This is a genomic window from Akkermansiaceae bacterium (assembly GCA_024233115.1).
Taxonomy (GTDB): domain Bacteria; phylum Verrucomicrobiota; class Verrucomicrobiia; order Verrucomicrobiales; family Akkermansiaceae; genus Oceaniferula.
In genome coordinates this window covers 72,836-90,120 of sequence record JACKQB010000001.1, presented here as the reverse complement: position 1 = coordinate 90,120, position 17,285 = coordinate 72,836, and the positions used below count along the sequence as shown (strand labels likewise).

Below are 17,285 nucleotides of genomic sequence, written 5' to 3'. Positions count from 1 at the left end.
AATACCAAGTAGTTCTGGGCGCGGCTAATGCCGCGTCCTTTTTTCTTTGATCATCCCTGATATCTGATACTACGCGCTCATACCGAGCTTCTATCCTCGGTCCCAACCCATCATACCTATGAACAACGAAATCAACATCGCGTCATGCCGCATCCCCCGTGGTGCCGCACTCGCTCTTGCACTCGCCACTACATCAGCCACCTCTCTTTTTGCAGGTCCTGATGCCAAAACCACCATCGATGCCCCCCCCGCCAACAACGGCGACTTCTGCAGCTGGCTCCAGAACAGCCCGGGCACGCTCTACAAAAGCAGCGACAACGCCATCATCCAGGAAGTCGGTATCTTCGGTCGCGTTCAGTATCAACAGGCATGGATCGACGGTGACTCCAACGGCCAGGATTTCTGGTACGACAGCGAAGGCCAGTTCCGCCGGGTCCGCCTTGGTGCCCAGATCAAATTCCTCAACCTCTTCTCCCTCAAGGGCAATGCCGACATGATGACCGACGGCCGTCCCTCCGGTGGCGACCTCGACTGGGGATACGCCAACATCTACGAGGCCGCACTCACATTCAATGCTAAAAAGGCCTTTAATATCAGCAGCCTTGACCGACTCGACCTTGCCTACGGAAAATCCGAAATCAGGGTAAGCCATGAGGTCAATACCTCTTCCAAGAAAATCAAAACCATCGAGCGCTCCGCTCTGGCCAACAAGGTATTCCCCACCAACCTCACCGGTGCGTGGATCGATGCCGCACGTGGCAAGCTGGGTTTCTACCTGGGTGTGTTCAGCACGATGGCTGACAATGAATTCGCCGATTGGAATACGGGTGAACTTTACCACGCACGCGTCACCTACGACATCACTGACTCCACCTCCTTCGACAAAGCCGAGGCACTGGTGGCATTCGTCTACGCCGACCACGATGGCCCGGGCGACACCACCATCTCCTTCGACTGGGCTGCCTCTGCAGCTATCAGTGCCCAACAGGGACAGGCCAACTACATGGCAAACATCATCTATGGATCGAACCGTGACGATGCCACACGCAATCGTGGCGGAGACTTCTGGGGAGTTGTGCTCATGCCGACTTACTGGATCACAGAGAACCGCCTCGAGGCCGTTTTCCGTTACCAGTATGCCCACGCCAGCGAATCCCAAGGAATCCAACTCAACAGCCGCTACGCCCGCAACGCCGGTCACGCTTCACAGGAAAACATTCCCACGCTCGCCGGCGGTCGCGGTGATGAGCACCACAGCATCTACCTCGGACTGAACTACTACCTCTGCGGCGACAACTCCAAGATCATGGCAGGTGTCGAGTGGGATGATATCAGCTCCAATGGTAACGACGTCTATCAAGGCATCACCTACGGACTTGCCTACCGCATGTTTTTTTAATAAAATACCAAGCTTCAAATACCAAAAACCCCTTTCTCAAAGGGCGCGGCTACGGCTGCGCCCTTTTTTTGATCTCATCCACCGCCCACGCCGCATGTTCCGCGATGATGGGATCTTCTGAGCTGGCGACACGTTCCAGGGCGGCGAGATCCTCTTTCTTACCGACGTTGCCAAGGGCGACACAAACGTTCCTGAAAAACCGGCTCCGCTTGATCCGTTTGATCGGTGATTTGGCAAAGAGTTTTCTAAAGCCCTCGTCATCCAATGTTAGAAAATCGCGGAGTTGGTGTTGGAAAACCGACTGCCGGGCGTGGAACCTCGTTTCCCGGCTCACCCTGGCAAAGCGGTTCCATGGGCAGACGTCCAGACAGGTATCGCAGCCATAAATCCTGTCGCCGATCTGTTTTCTAAACTCCACCGGTATAGACCCCATGTGCTCGATGGTGAGATAGGAAATACAGCGCCGGGCATCGACGCGATGGGGCTCGGTGATGGCATCCGTCGGGCAGGCATCGATACACCGTGTGCACATGCCGCAGTGGTCGCCGAAGGGAAGATCCGGTGGCAGGTCCAGCGTCGTGATCAGCTCCGCGAGAAAAAACCACGTGCCCATACCCTTGTGAATCTGGACACAGGACTTGCCATTCCATCCCAACCCGGAGTCGTTGGCAAAATCACGTTCTAACACGGGGCCTGTATCGGTGTAAAACCTTTGTGTTCCACCAAGATCCACCATCGCCATATTCAAGTCCATTAACTTGGACTCGATGATATCATGGTAATCCTCGTTCCACGCATAGCGGGCGATCCGGTAGTCCACGCCAGGCTCTTCTTTCCCTGGAAAATAATTCAGCGCGAGACTCACTACGGAAAAGGCGCCTTCAACCACTGCGGCGGGGTCCACACGACGCTCCACATTGCGCTCCAGCCATTTCATGTCGCCAGCGCAGCCGTCTTCCAGCCAGCGACGATATTGATCTGCGTGAGACGCAAGCTTGGCCCGCGACACCCGGCAGTCGTCGAAGCCCAACTCCCGCGCAATACGCTGGATGTTTTGCTTCGCTATGTGTCGGTCAGTTTTCACTATTTCTTACAGCTGCATCCCAGTGCAGCATGACGCCACGCCAGTATCCCAAACCAAATCGCAATGACCAGAAGGCCACCACTTTCATTTCCAGACGGGTTATTTTTGTTATAAAGAACCGTTTTATCCCACTCAATCCCCAATGACCAATAGGCGGCACATGCGAGGGCCAGCACGGCGACGGACAGGTAGAACCACTTCGGCAAAGCCCTCCAAAAGCTGGCCAACGACACCACGGCACACAGTCCGTACGTCACCACCCAGCCCTGCCACAGCTGGGTTTTGTATTGTTCCAAGTCATTGAACTGCCAGTAGGTGAAAAGGACAAACAAAGCCGCCATAAAAAGACAAACGTAACGCATACACACATTGTGCATCGTCACATCATTTTGTCGAGATCATCCATAGCCTATGCGATTCGCTTTTCGGAAATTTTCACCTCACTGCTGAGCATCAAGGTGATGGGAGAGTCGCCCAGAGGCTTAAAGTAGGGCGGCTTTACAAGCTGCCGGCAAGGCTGGCTCTATCAACCTATGCGAGTCGCGTTCACCCATCCAGGCGACAGCTTGCAAAGCTGTCCTACTTTACACAATCAGTGGTTGTTTTAGAGTCGAGCTGCTATGGCTTTTTACGAGTTACGTAGCGGTAGAAAATACGCCCCCCTGACTTTGGTGTAACCGTCACGCGACGACGTTGGGTTGTGGCTGTGTAGGAAACAGGCGTCGAGCTCGATACGGTCCAGCTTCCGGCCTCAAGCGTTTCAGATTGTTCGATCCAGACATCGACATCGGTCTGGGTAGTATCAACATCAAACTCGAGAGTGACCTGTCCATCGGCGACTGTTTCCCCGAGCCCGGGACGCATGGTCCAGACCATGGCATCCGTTCCAAGCGTGTATTCCGTAAGGTTATCCAGACCATCACCATCAGGATCATCAAGCGGGCCGTCTTTACCGGCTGGCAGACTTTCATCGGCCGCCCATTGAGCATAACTGGCACCCGCAGCATAGGTCGCGGGTGATGCTGTGGCAGCCGACCAGTTCGCAGCATCATTTCCATATTCGGTTTCAAAGATTTTCGACAGTGCGGGCCCGCCACCATCGGGCGTTGTCGCCCACGGGGCAACATCCGCATAATTCACCCGGTCGATGCGGATATACTGTCTGGCACCACTGCCATCAAGCCCCCCAGGCATCACCAACTGCACACGTTCACCACCATTGGAAAGACTCCCCGTTGTCCACTCAAACAGTTGGGTGCCAGCGGGAACAGAGTAGGTTGCATTAAATACCGCGAGGTTTTTCACCAACAGAATACGTTCTCCGGGTACGAGGGTGACGGGTGAATTCTTTGAAAACTCATACTCCACACCGTCGCTGATCTTCCACGCCGTGCCGGTAGCGGCATCGTAGAGAGTCACTGCTGCATCAGTAATATTGAGCAGCTCAATGTACTCCGCATCACCATCGGTCGATGGATGATACATGATTTCTGAAATGACAATCGGCCCGACCGCCGGGCTGCTGTTAGCCGCAGATGGAGTCTGGTACTTCAAAGCCAGGAAATTATAGGTACCCGTGCTTTCCTTGTGATAATAACCATGGCTGATATCCTTCCGCGATGCTCCAAATTTTTCCTGTTCAAGATAGTCGGTAAGCTCATCGCTCACAGCTGAGTGCAAATAGGCTGTCTCCCCGTTTTCACTAAAAGCAAATGCGGTGATACGCCCAGGATCGATACTAGCCGCGCCAAAGTGAGCATCCTCGTAAAATGTCACGTAGCCACCTGCCGGAATAACCGTGCCGTTAGGAATGCGGTATTTGGCATAGTCAGAGGCACTGTCGCTGAGAAACCAGCCTGAGATATCAATCTCCGCGCCACTGCGGTTATGCAGTTCAATCCAGTCTGATCCGGCAGCCCCGGAATTAGCCAGCACCTCATTTACCACAACAACCTGCTCGAGTGTAAATGGATAATCGCCCGGCACGTAGGCATACAATGCACCAATATCAGCCCGACTACTATCGGGGTCCAACGCATGAGTAGGATCACCCGCATCAATACAGGGCGACCCAGCCAACAGCTCATAATTAAGCACTGTGGAATCCGTAAATTGAGGATCCAGATTCAGGTTGCCAGTCCCAACCAAGGGCAGGGTATCTGAAGCCGAGTAGCTCACAGAAAGTGTTGACAATGCGTCCACTTGAACAGGCGCGACACCTGAACCCGCTATAATGGTATTCATCACTATCGCTGCCCCGCCGCCCTTGAGAAAATTCTTTTCGAATGAACTCACACCTATCTGGTTATCGACCAGCGTGCATTGATCCACGGTCACCGCTGATCCGGTGTCTTTCACGGCGACGGCCTCGTTGCAGCCAACGATCACATTACGTTTCATGACAACCGTCGATGCCTGCCCTACAGAAACACCCTTGTCTGAGTTGTAGTAAATCTTGTTCCCTTCCACTGAGATATCAACACAGCCTTCACCAATGTCGATACCGTCGCTGTTAAACCCCCGGAATCGATAGATGTAATTGTCGTGAATGATGCCATTCACCACATCGTCAAAGTCAACAGCATCGGTGTCGGGAGCATTGTTTCCAATAAAGGTATTCCCTGTCACCGCACCTACCCCACTTTTGATATTGATGTAGTCGCAGGTCACCGTGGTGTGGATGCGACTATTGCGAAGCGTGATATTTCCTCCACGGGTAAAGATGGGAAAATCCACCTCATCAAGATCCAACCCATCCATCACCAGCGTGGAATTCAACGCTGAGATCGCCGCTTTATATACCAAAGCGTGTGGCCCCTTGCTCGCACCCCGTATGGTGAGATGATTTAACTGCGATGCTGCCGTCGCATTTTCAAAGCTGATCCCGCCCCAACGCTTCGTATCACGTGCAAGGATATTAACCGGCGCAATATCAGTTCCTAGGACTTGCAGTGATCCTAACACCCTGATGTTTGCTCCCGCAGGCATGTGGAGTTCCACCCCGGGCTCAATCGTTAAAGTAGTATTCGCATCAACTACAATATCCCCCTCAGAAACATACGGCGAGTTGGCGACAGCCAGGGTTGTGTCGGAACTTACAGTCGATGGAGCTATAGTTTCAGTCGAATTGGAAAACAATGCCGTCACACTGAGATCCCCCGTTAGCGTCAGGGTCGTTCCTGCACCGCCCGTCGCCCCCGTCCAGCCAGTGAATGCATACCCGGGATTGGCAACGGCTTTAAGTTCAAACGGGATACCTGTATAAAGTGTCACCATACTCACTTCAGGAGAGACAAACACACCATTGATGTAGATCTTTCCTGCCGCACTACTGCTTTGAGCCAGCGTAAGGGTCGCTGTCGCACCGAGTGAAAACTGGGATGTTAGATCGATCAGGACCTCAGCGGGTCGCTGTACAGCAAAATCTTTGATTTCCTGAAGCTCAGCAGTGCGCTTGGCAGCCGTCATCCCCCCCTCAGGTGACCACTTCGCGATGTGTCGTGCTACCTCGCCACTAACTTCGCCATCCAGGGCATCGACGATACCGGCAATACGTGTCGCGTTGAAGGTGCTGGCCATGTGCGCGCAGTAGCGCTGGATCAATCGATTCCGGAAACCGGGATTATCCATCATACCCCCAAAGAGCGCATATTCGTTGACGAGATTATCGAGAAGATTACTCGTTACATAGGAACCATTAAAACCGCGATCCAGGTCCGGTAGTAACCAGCGCCACTTGGCACCCGGCTTTCTTTCGCGCCAAAACTCGCGGTTATGTGACCAACTGGAATTATAGACATAGTCTTGAATGACGGCGTAGTCGATCAAGCTATCGATGTCCAATTGCGACTCGACAAAAGCATAATTGGCCGCAATCGACATGTCATTGTTGATCACAAAATCCTCCATCGCCAGATAGTGGTCCGAGTTTCCTGCCGCCACACCAAAGGTTGTGCTGGAACTGGTTATATGACCGAACTCGCAGTGGTCATAGTTATCGGCATCAACATGGTATCTGCTGACGAAATACTGTCCGTCGAATTTTTCACGGAGGTTGTGAATCCCCCAGTAATCACCATTGATAAATACCACACACGGTCGGTATGCCATGGGGTCATTTTCCATGCGTCCTTCGACGATACCCGGAATCATGGCATCTCGGAGCATTGAGTTGGTCCAGTTATCGCCGCCATTCCTTAAGACAAATCGCCCTAACGAACCGACACAGGGGACGGAATCAAACAACGGATACTCAAAAAGATCATCGCCATACTTTCCGCGCATGTAAATCGTCAGCGCCTTTTGTTTATGACGCCAGTTGTTTTCACCTCCAATTCTTGCGCCGGCATTGACAGCTTGCGCGAGTGTTCCATCCTTACCAAAAAACTCGAAGGAAATGGGAACCTCCTTTCCCTTATAAACATTGTGAACCCCCGCAACACCCTCGGTCAACGGCTCGTGCGTGTTGTAGTAAATCCCCTTTACCGGATCAAACAGGTTGGCATCATCCGTGACCACTGAAACAAAAGAGACATCACCCGGAGTTTCACCAAAGAAATAGGTCCGTGTTCCTGTAACACCTGGAACCTTCCCCGGCGCGATCGCACGCGCCCTAACAACTGTCGTTGAAGCAACAGTCAACGCGCTTGAATACACGGGCGATGAACTGTCCGGCAGGTCTCCATTCAATGTGTAGTGGATTTGTGCGCCGCCGTCCGCCGTGCTCAGCGACAGGGACTGGGTGCCTGAGTAAAAACCAGCGGCAAGGGAAAACTCAACGTCCGAACTCACCACGCGCGCGGCGGGCACGATGCTGGTATTGTTTTCCGCCACGGGGCTTGGCTCCCCGAAATATACCCAGCTTGTCGGGTTGGCCGGGTCACGCCCGTAGGAAACATCGGTGAGTTGCGCTCCGAAGGTGACGGAGTCCTCTTGGGTCGAAGATGTGTGGCTATAACCTGTTAGTTCAAAATCAAAACTAATATCAGAGCTGTTCGCCTGGACCTGGTGGATTTCCACGGCTATCACATTGTCACCTGCAATCAGTAGCGACCGCGGTATATTGAACGGTTCGTAAACTCCTTCTGTGAAAGTTCCCGTCGCCCGTGTCAGGTAATTATAGTCACCGTCTGCGACCCTCACGCGTTGCACTTCAACCCCATTGAGATAGACCACCGCTCCATCGTCCGCCAGCATTCTTGCGCTTAAGCCATGAAAGCGAGCAGGGTCAGCCACGTTGAATGTGTGGCGAAAATACGTGGTGATGTACTTATTGTTAGAATTACCCCCATAACCCAATTGCGTCTGCTCGTCCCCGTCACCATAGCCAAGCTGGGATGCTCCTGATGCCCAGCCCGAGTCATCAAAGGTTCTCGCCCTCCATTGCGTGCTCTGGTCACTGCCGTCATCGAGGTATTTCCAGACGGCCCCCGGCACATTTGTGTCTTCCGCTGCTATCAAAACCTGGCTGGTGATCCCGACCGCCTTGGTCAGCGTCAGTGTCTCGCCATCAGCCGACAGATTAAAATTCGTGTGATATCCCTCGGTGGTAAAATCAACCCACGGCCAATACCCGCGTGCATGGGTTTCTCCAGGACCCGCGTCATGACTGTCGGCCCAGATGAGAAAATATCCATTGGCCCCTATGCTACCGCCGGATGGCACGGCCCATTTGAATGGATCAGCCGGATCATCACTCAGGAAATAACCATCCAGACTGACTTCAGCACCCGTGGTATTGCGCAGCTCAATCCAATCGGAATAATCTTCAAAATCAACGATGTCGGAATGCCCCAAGGTGTTGGATGCCACTATTTCGTTGAGCACGATATCCTGCGCATGCACGCAAGTGATTACGCAAGATACCACTAGAGGCACCCCCATTCTCCCAATCTGCCTCAACAAAGCCAGTGTTCCCGATGCATTCATAATCGCCCGTATGAGTTACACATACTGCCAGAATACCACCAAATCACAATATTCAAAAATATGGCATGACGATTTTTATCATGAAATTATCATCCATCAAATGGGGTCAATTTCTCTTGAATCCGCTTCTCGGACACCTTCACCTTACGTGGAAACCCCGGCGCAAACTCGGCAACTCGCCACTCCATCAGCAACCAGCCAATCTCCCAGAGCTGCGGCTTCGCAGGTTCATGTTTCCAGGCGGCATACCATGGTTTCCATTGCCTGCGGATACGCTCGCGTTTTTCATCGTCTTTGACCTGGGGCAGGCTTTGCAGTCGTTGCAGACGTTCTTCCATCGCTTGGAAATACCGACCATACTCGCAGAAACGCGCATAACCTGCACGCCAGATGAAACCCTTTCCTAACAACCATCCGATCTCCTCACTGAGGTCATCGGCAACGACGTGGAGGTGGCGGTCGTTGCGGTTTGACTCGATCCATTCGGAAACGACACGGTAACTTTCGAGCATCGACTCGAAACCTCTGGCGACCCTATCCGCGCAGTTAAACAGCTCTCCTTTTCCGTTCGCTGCGGCGCCCTGGAAAGCCGCGGCGTTGCGTGGCAGTGGTGATGCCATCGCCCCTTCACAAGCGATACGCAGCATCTGCTCCATCCCCTCGCCTTTGGTCTGCTCCATCATCGGGAGCATCATCTTACCCGTCATCCCGAGAGGAAACTGGCGGCGGACGTAATCGAGCTGGCCCGCCTGGTCGATCTGGAAAAGGCGCACGCAGCCGGCGCGGTGACTTTCATCCGCATCGGCACGGTCAAGGTAAGCCCGCATGCCCACCGTGTCACCTTCGTCCACCAGCGCAGGGAATACCCCATCGTCGGCCACCTCGGGGATATCGCCAAAATCCCAACCTTCACCACCGGTCATCTCCCACTCTTCGTTGACCAGGATCTCCCGGCGCTCCCGCATCAGCCCGGTGAGTTTTTTGCGGATTTCGTCAGCATGTTCACTAAAACCCAGCTCTTCTTCCTCATCACTCCAGACGCGCACCTTGGGCCGGAGGCTGTCGGGTAAACGGTCTTCCTCAAACATACCCGCATCGATCACATGGTTGGTCCGCCTTGTCAGGAAATCAGCCAGCTCGACCTTGAGCGGCCTGGTCGGCTCCCAGCCATGCCATTCCTCGACAAAGGCTTGCGCCGCCGCACGCCCAGGTGAACACACCTGCCTCTGACTCTTCGGTAGTGACCGGATCAGTAAAAAAACGCGCTCCTCAAGGATTCCCGGAACACCCCATCCTGTTAGATGGTCGGGGTAGTCAACGATTTGGTCCATGCCAATTTCAAACACAACGCCATCGGTCCGCTCACCCGGGGTTTCCGAGTAGCTCACGTCGTAACCTTGTTCACCATACCAGACGCAGTCGGGAAAGTCGGAGAGGTCCTCGATTTCGCCCCAGATACAATCCTCCACCTTGAGCATGAGCAGCTCTTCGTTGTCGCCCGTTGTGCGCCATTTCTGAAATGCCTTGGCAGTGCAGATCCGCGCCGGAATACGGTCGTGGAAAAAATCATAGACAGCCTCCTCCGACCACAGCCCGCCGGCGCGCCGCAGCTTGTGCTCAGCGCTCCCGATCTCCTCGCGGACCTCTTCGAGCCGCTGTAAAAACCGACCCTTTGTGCGTAAACCCTTGCCGAGGATCGCTTCACGGATAAAGACTTCGTGTGCCTCATCAGGTCGGACCCGGCCATAGAAAACCTTGCGCCCGTCCACCAGGGTAAGCCCACCGCAGAGAACGGTCTCCTTGCCGTAGACAGCCCCCTGATGCTCGTCCCAGTGCGGTGAGTGGTAGCGATAGCGGCACATGTGAGGCACCAGTTCCTCGATCCACCTGACATCGATGACCGCCACCTTGCGCGCCCAGACGCGGGTGGTTTCCACCAGCTCATACCCTAACAACCATTCAGGTTTCTTGTTTCCAAACAAACCCGATCCCGGGAAAACAGCGAACTCCCGACCGCCGGTGCTGCGGTAGGCGCGTTTCTCCTTATCCCAAAATCCAAACTGCATCGGGATGCCCGCCATCAGCGACTTGTGCATCTCGTCCTCATCACCCCATTGCTTGCGCTCGGAGGCGAGAGGCCGGATTTGCACCTTGAGGGTATTCCTAACAAGTCGACCAAGCTCGGCCACAACCTGGTCCCACTCCATCACCCTGCGGAAGCTGAGGAAATTCTGTTTACAGTACTTACGAAGCTGGTTGCGCCTGAATTTCCTCTTCTCCCGAAACGGCGAGATAGCCGACCAAATGTGCAGCAAAGTCAGGAAATCGGACGTTTCATCATTATACTTCACATGGGCGGAATCCGCCTCGGACTGTTTCTCCTGGGGGCGTTCACGCACGTCCATCACACTCATGCCACCGACCATTACCAGGACGGCGTCGAGGACCCGGCGTTTGGATGCCTCGATCAACATCCGGCCCAAGCGCGGATCTAACGGCAGCTTCGCCAGTTGGTATCCCATATCTGTGAGATCACCTCGTTTATCCATGGCTCCGACCTCTTCCAGCGTGCGGTGTCCCTCGCTGATGGCCTTGGGGGACGGCGGACTGAGAAAGGGAAACTCGCGCACGTCGGGGAGTTTCAGCGATTTCATCCGCAGGATCACCCCCGCCAACGAACTGCGCCGTATTTCCGGGTCCGTGTATTCATCCGCTGCATCCAGCGTCTCCTCCTCGTAGAGCCGGACACAGACACCTTCGCAAATACGACCACACCGCCCCCGCCGCTGCCTGGCACTGGCCTGGCTGATTTGCTCGACCTGGAGACTCTGGATTTGCCGCGACGGGTTCCAGCGACTGACCCGCGCCAGACCGCTGTCAATCACATAGACGATACCCGGAATGGTCACGGAGGTTTCCGCCACATTGGTCGCCAGCACCACACGCCTGTTAGGCCCGCCCACGTTAAACACCCGCTCCTGTTCATCGAGTCCGAGTCGTGCATATAGCGGCAGAATCTCCGTCCTCGGGAAATTCTTCCCCTCCAAGGTATCCGCACACTCGCGGATCTCTCTTTCCCCCGGCAGAAATATCAGCACGTCACCTGCCTCGTCCAGATCCGTTACCCACTGCACGGCACGGCCGACATGGCGGGCGAGATCCTCACCATCACTTGCCGGTGGCAAAAAATAATCCTCCACAGGAAATGTCCGACCCTCCACGTTGATCACCGGCGCCCCATTGAAATACTCCGAGAACATCCCGGCATCCAGTGTGGCGGAGCTAACCACTACCCGCAGGTCCTCACGCCGTCCTAACAAGTCCTTCAGATACCCCAGGATAAAGTCAATGTTCAGACTCCGCTCATGTGCCTCGTCAATGATGAGGGTATCATACTGCCGCAAATCCCTATCCCGCTGGGTTTCGGCCAGCAGGATGCCGTCGGTCATAAACTTGATCGTGGTCTCATCCTGCACTTTTTCGACAAACCGCACCTGGTAACCGACCCGTTCACCCAGCCCGGTGCCCATTTCCCCGGCCACCCGGCGCGCTACCGTCGCCGCCGCCAAGCGGCGTGGCTGGGTGCAGCCTACCCGACCGCTTTTCCCCTCCCCACAGGCAATTTCATACGCCATCTTCGGCAGCTGGGTGGTTTTACCACTACCCGTCTCCCCCACCACGATCACCACCTGGTGCAAACGCATCGCCTCCATGATCTCCTCACGGCGCTGCGCCACGGGGAGATCCGGGTAGTTGATCTGGGGTAGCTCGGACACCGCGGCATGCTGCGGTGGTTTACCGACCGCGAAAAGTGCGAAATGCGCGAAAGTGGAGGATGCTTGTTTTTAAACCACGGAAGGAACGGAAGACACGGAAATGGCAACAGGTCTATGCGCATCAGTCACCAGTCATCAAATGGACTGCGCACCCCACAGCCGCTCGCGCCCTTGGCCACATGGGTGTAGATTTCAGTGGTCCTCACATCGCCATGACCGAGAAGCTCCTGAATCGTGCGCAGATCACTTCCAGCCTCAAGCAGGTGCGTGGCAAAACCCGCGTAAAAATGCTACGCATCACGCGGTGGGACAGGGAACGTTTCAAAATGATGCTTCAACTGCTTTTTTAAGAACATACGACCAGCACCACTTTTTAAGAACCTCTCCCTGCCTAATGCATCCGACTGATCCAGGTAGGCCTCATAATAGATCAAATCCAAGGGCCGTCGCCCCTTCGTTGACTTGGATAACCCCTGTTCATGTTCATTACGCCGTCGCCGCAGATCGCTTGTGTAACCAATATAAAGTCCATGATCATTTCCGGACTGAAGCACGTAAACATAATACATGACTCATACTAACAACCTGATCGCGTGAGCCGAAGACTTTTTACCCGCTAATCGCGTGAGCCGCAGGCTTTATACGCGAAGACTAAAATGAAAAGCGTAATAAAACCTCCAAAAACAACAGAAATCCCGAAGATATCCAAAACCTAACTATTATTTTGTTTGACCTACCCCAACAGAACTTACTATCATTACCGCAAATAGATCGGGTAAACACTCTCTGCTAAATCTTCCTAAACGGTCAAGCATCTGTAAGTTCCTATTACCCGAGTCAACGAATAACAATGTTCTGCAAAAAATGAAATTCCAATGCCCCCATTGCGAACAAAGCATCTCCGCCGAATCAGAGCTCGCCGGGTTGGCTGCTGAGTGCCCGACATGTGGACAAGGTTTCATTGTGCCAGATTCGGACGAAGGCTCTACTGAACAACCGGATACACATAGTTCGGCAACCAAATCTCCTGTTCGACGCCCGATCAAGGTAGTCGCCGCTGCTTTCTCGCTTCTAGTGATTGGTTCTGTCGCACTTGCTTTTCTGTGGTTGCCTGACCAGGAATCCCCAGTATCAACAGATAATGGCGGTGCGACCTCGGACAGCGAAAGCGTCGACGGTGCTTCTACGCCGATTCCAAATCAAAGCTCTGCCCCTGACGCAAACACGCCAGCGCCTGAGCATCCTTCGCCTCCGGCAGTCGCCGTAGACGAACAGGAACCAGAGCGGGAGCTCGGTCTGGAAGAAGTGAGGAAGCGTATCGGCACCGCCACCGACTTCAATATCGTCCATAAGTTTGATCCAGAGCAGTTCCCCGGCCTTAGTAGGCTGGGGGAGGTCTATGAGATTCGCATTCCAGATCCAAACGGGTTATACCCGCCGAGTTCCGCAATCCTTCTTACCCGAGAGACGAGTTTCAAAAGCGTAGGACGGGCAAGTTTGTGGTTGCTTCACCGGGAAACAATTGAGGTGAAAATGAAATCGGGTTTTAGTGAGGAATTTGTAGTCCTTGAAGAAGCTCCAAGCTATTGGGTTAAGGAATTCTACCGGATCGTCGAAGAACAATCAGACCAGAAGAAGACGGAGGGCAGAAAGATGGCGTTGAAGTATGCCGCTGAGGCGCTACCGCCGAATCTTGAGTTGCCTAAGATCCATCTGTCGAAGAACCTCAGACGGCGGAACTTCTCCACTTTGATGGAGGTTGCCAAGCATGAGGAGTTGATCGCGATGGCTAAGAACGAAGAATGGCTCCCACTGCTCGAGCGGCTCAGCAAGTATAGTAAGTTCACCAGCGAGAGGGACGTGGACTCTGCTATTCGGAATCTTACAAGACGCGAATGGGAGATCACAGTGAATTTGCGATCCACCTCCTCAAAGACGGAATCAAGTTTTAGCGAAGGGGCGCAACCCAGGGTGAGGATGGGAATCATCATTCTCCCTCCTGATTCCAGTAAGATATTTTCCGTGACTGATAAGGGTATAGAGAAGGTCGCCAACATTCCGAACCTGAGGGAAGAACTCTACAACAACTCCGGAAGTATCAAATTGAAGTTCGATGGGAGTTCAGTCTACCTTTTTGAGTTGGCGGGTCAGGACGGCTATCGCCATAGAATGTTCCAAGAGAGATACAAATACATTGGAGACAGAATTGAAGAAGCGAACAGCAAACTCTCCAGAGGTGAGATCACAAAGGAAAAACTCACTGAGATTGCTGATCAAATCGAGCAAGAGATGCGAGGCAACTTCGCGGAGTCTCTCCTCAATGACTTCTAGATCAATCCGTCTGAAGGCACGAAAATGGAAGCAGAACAAGACGCGGCTGAGCAACCCGCTACCCCGCCGCGAGTCGGAGATTTATCCTTGATGAGAACCTTTTCCACCGAGGCGGACCGGCGCTCCCGGTAGCGGGTGCCAGCGCTTCGACGTTGATATGGCTGATGATTTGTCAAGTGGGTGTTCTTATATTTATCTAACATGGTTATGGTAGGGTTGCGATGCTGGGGGTGACGGCAGAATAGAAGCGGGGAACTTGCGGGCGTGGTGTGCATTTCGCGCAGACGTGGTATGCAATAATGCGCGAGCATTATGGACGCAGCGCAGCGAAGCCCGAAGGGTGAAGACAGGCAATGCCCTGCCTGTCTGAATCAAATATGCGAGGACTGGCCGTGCCCTCCGTAGTCTTGACGAAGGATGGGGTTACCTCAGTTTTTTGTCTTCACCGGTGGCCTTTGACTCTCTCTCGAATCGAGCGCTCATCCCGCTTTCGCGAAACTAGCTCATAACGTCATCGAGTGCCGGCCTTGCGCCTGTTTGTTGATTGTCGCTGTTCCCCGCCTCTGTTCTGCCGTCGGGTTTGTTGATGGGTTTGTCTTTTTCTTTTTGGGTGTGGAGGTCTCGTCTCCTCCCTGGAGGCGGTCTTTGTTTTTTCAAACCGCCCCCCGCCCGGGATTGGGGCGGTTTTAAAAAATGAAGTCTGCCGGCGGTCTAATGGCTCTGCATGGTGGCTGCGGATGACCCGGGTATGGCAAGTCCGCACTTGTTTTGAAGTTGACTGCGCTCCGCTCCGTCCATGCGGTCTCCATTTTCCTCCTCCGGAAAATGATCATATGGAAGCCGTTCCGGCAGGGCATTCCCAGATGAAGGCCGCAAGCTCGCGGGCGACCGCCACCACGCATTTGGAGTCGCGCATTCCCCGTGCCCGCAGTGTGCGGTAACGTTTGCAGAGCCTGTTCTGCATACGCCACGAGAGCGCTTTGACTTCCTTGCACTGCCCAATTTGGCGCGTGGTGAGGGCTCCACTTATTTTGGGTGCCCGGCGGAAGTGCTGGGCACACTCCACCAGCATCCAGCGGACGTGGGCATTGCCGCATTTGGTGATGCCTCCCTGCCGCCGTTTTGACCCGCTGCTGTGTTCTCCCGGAACCAGGCCGAGGAAAGCCATCAACTTGCGCGGGTGTTCGAAGCGGCGCAGGTCGCCGAGTTCACTGACGACGGTCATGGCGGCCACTTCCTGGAAGCCTTTGAAAGCCATCAGTGCGCGCACCACGGGCTCCCATTCCCAGTCGGGGAGCAGTTGCTTGAGTTTGTCGGTGAGGCGCGTGACGCGCTCAATGCAGGTGTCGATGGCCTGCATGTATTCCTCCAACACAACCTTGTGGGCGTCGTTGGGCAGGGTGAGATCGCGCAGGTATCGCATGTGCGCGGGCGTCCATTTGCTTTTCCCGGAGTAGCTGAAACCGATTCGCAGAAGAAAGGAGTTGAGCCGCTGCTTGGCGCGGGCGAGGTCGTCGGAGGCGTCGGTGCGGGCGCGGCAGACGTCGCGCACGGCCTCGTCCAGGGCGGGCGGGATACGCACCGGAGTGATGTCGCCGTTGCGGAATGCCCTGGCGATGAGCTTGGCGTCGCGTTTGTCGGTCTTGATTTTCTCATTGGGTCTACGTTCGGTTTTGGAGGGTGCCATGACAGTGCAGTCGACCCCGAGCTGGATGAGCCTGCGGGCGAGAACGAAACCGGTCGGCCCGGCCTCGTAACAAACCTTGAGGTCCCGGAGTTTGACTCCGAACTGTTTGGCGAGTTTGCGTAGGACACGCTCAACCGCGAGGTTGCTGCCGCCGCATTCCCCGTAATAAACGGCTTCACTGCGGGAGCCGCTGAAAGTGTGGGCGATGGCGATTGTTTCCTTGTGGACATCGAGTCCGATGTAGTATGTTTTGTTCATGGTGTTATCGTTGTTTGCTTTTGTTAATGACGCTAACGCGCTTAATATGCGGCTCTGCTCCTACCGGATTAGCCCGCGAGAAACGCGGCAGCGGTAACACCGTCAACTTAACCATTACCGGCTGAATCACCACGAGCTTCAGCCATATAATCTCGACAAAGAAATGAAAACCTTCGCGACACTTCACGGTTCTAACCGAACCGAATCTCAGCACGAAGAGATCCTGGAGCGCTTGATCTCTGCGGCGCAAGCTCGCGGCTATCAGGCGGGCAACGTTGATCGGCGACTTTCGCCAAGTGAGATTCAGGTTCATGAGTGGGAGCCAGACAAATTGACACTGCGAGAGTCAGAATCAGGGAGTGAGGATTTTTTTCTAGCTGTGATCGCGCCAAAAGTCCCCAGTGTTGCACCGATTCCGATACAGATGCGCGTTTCAGCACCACTATTTTCTGCGATCATCATGCCGAACTACATCGGCGTATGGGCAGAGACTCGCCGTCCAGATAAGTTTACCGAAGTGCATAGCGATGACGATGTGGAGATGGAGTTTTCCCGATTTCTTGATAGCATAACGAAAGATTCATGATCGACGATGGCAAAGAATCAAGAAGTCGAATCGGGTCCCCGTGACTGACTAGCGTCAGCCACGAGTCCCACACCACCGGACATACGGCTCCGTATCCGGCGGTTCCAATCAGACTTCCTGAACGCTTCTTTGTTCAGGGTAGTGAAGAGAGACCCATATCTCCCTCATGTTAGGCACTCCAGTTCATACCAACGGTTATTCAATGCCAAAATAAGGGGTCAGGCAAAGAAATGCAT

The 17,285-nt window shown here is 54.1% G+C and carries 10 protein-coding genes and 1 pseudogene; 4 read left to right on the top strand and 7 right to left on the bottom strand.

The genetic code is table 11. The annotated features are described in order from the left end of the window. The first annotated feature begins 118 nt into the window (after positions 1-118). Complete coding sequence (locus H7A51_00400; GenBank protein ID MCP5534675.1) at positions 119-1,399, top strand: hypothetical protein; 1,281 nt, start codon at positions 119-121, stop codon at positions 1,397-1,399. A gap of 49 nt (positions 1,400-1,448) precedes the next feature. Here H7A51_00400 and queG read toward each other — a convergent pair whose 3' ends face one another. The 5 genes and pseudogenes from queG to H7A51_00375 form a co-directional block, all read right to left on the bottom strand. After that, complete coding sequence (gene queG, locus H7A51_00395) at positions 1,449-2,483, bottom strand: tRNA epoxyqueuosine(34) reductase QueG (protein ID MCP5534674.1); 1,035 nt, start codon at positions 2,481-2,483, stop codon at positions 1,449-1,451. Continuing rightward, positions 2,483-2,824, bottom strand: a complete 342-nt coding sequence (locus H7A51_00390; protein MCP5534673.1) for a hypothetical protein — start codon at positions 2,822-2,824, stop codon at positions 2,483-2,485. Before H7A51_00390 ends, queG begins: the two co-directional genes overlap by 1 nt. A 277-nt stretch (positions 2,825-3,101) precedes the next feature. Next, the gene (locus H7A51_00385; GenBank protein ID MCP5534672.1) at positions 3,102-8,309 is read right to left on the bottom strand and encodes a lamin tail domain-containing protein; all 5,208 of its coding nucleotides are present in this window, start codon (positions 8,307-8,309) and stop codon (positions 3,102-3,104) included. A 191-nt stretch (positions 8,310-8,500) separates the two neighbouring features. Continuing rightward, positions 8,501-12,187 (bottom strand): ATP-dependent RNA helicase HrpA, encoded by a 3,687-nt coding sequence (hrpA, locus tag H7A51_00380; protein MCP5534671.1) that lies wholly within the window; start codon positions 12,185-12,187, stop codon positions 8,501-8,503. Positions 12,188-12,312: 125 nt separating this feature from the next. Further along, positions 12,313-12,462: pseudogene (locus H7A51_00375) on the bottom strand (tyrosine-type recombinase/integrase). On the opposite strand from H7A51_00375, the gene H7A51_00370 reads away from it, so the two are divergent. Beyond that, entirely contained in the window at positions 12,400-12,537 is a 138-nt protein-coding gene (locus tag H7A51_00370) for a hypothetical protein (GenBank protein MCP5534670.1), read from the top strand. The pseudogene H7A51_00375 and the gene H7A51_00370 sit on opposite strands and share 63 nt — an antisense overlap. On the opposite strand, the gene H7A51_00365 is transcribed toward H7A51_00370, so the two are convergent. Continuing rightward, positions 12,478-12,756 carry a GIY-YIG nuclease family protein gene (locus H7A51_00365; GenBank protein ID MCP5534669.1) on the bottom strand — a complete coding sequence of 93 codons (279 nt, stop codon included), beginning with the start codon at positions 12,754-12,756 and terminating at the stop codon, positions 12,478-12,480. The two genes, H7A51_00370 and H7A51_00365, sit on opposite strands and share 60 nt — an antisense overlap. A 295-nt stretch (positions 12,757-13,051) precedes the next feature. Between H7A51_00365 and H7A51_00360 the strand changes: the two genes are divergently transcribed. Beyond that, positions 13,052-14,518: a hypothetical protein gene (locus H7A51_00360; protein MCP5534668.1), complete on the top strand. Its 1,467-nt coding sequence runs from the start codon at positions 13,052-13,054 to the stop codon at positions 14,516-14,518. A gap of 829 nt (positions 14,519-15,347) precedes the next feature. On the opposite strand, the gene H7A51_00355 is transcribed toward H7A51_00360, so the two are convergent. Further along, positions 15,348-16,463 (bottom strand): IS110 family transposase, encoded by a 1,116-nt coding sequence (locus H7A51_00355; GenBank protein ID MCP5534667.1) that lies wholly within the window; start codon positions 16,461-16,463, stop codon positions 15,348-15,350. A 163-nt stretch (positions 16,464-16,626) separates the two neighbouring features. Between H7A51_00355 and H7A51_00350 the strand changes: the two genes are divergently transcribed. After that, positions 16,627-17,049, top strand: coding sequence for a hypothetical protein (locus tag H7A51_00350; GenBank protein ID MCP5534666.1), 423 nt, complete (start codon positions 16,627-16,629; stop codon positions 17,047-17,049). Positions 17,050-17,285: the final 236 nt, after the last annotated feature.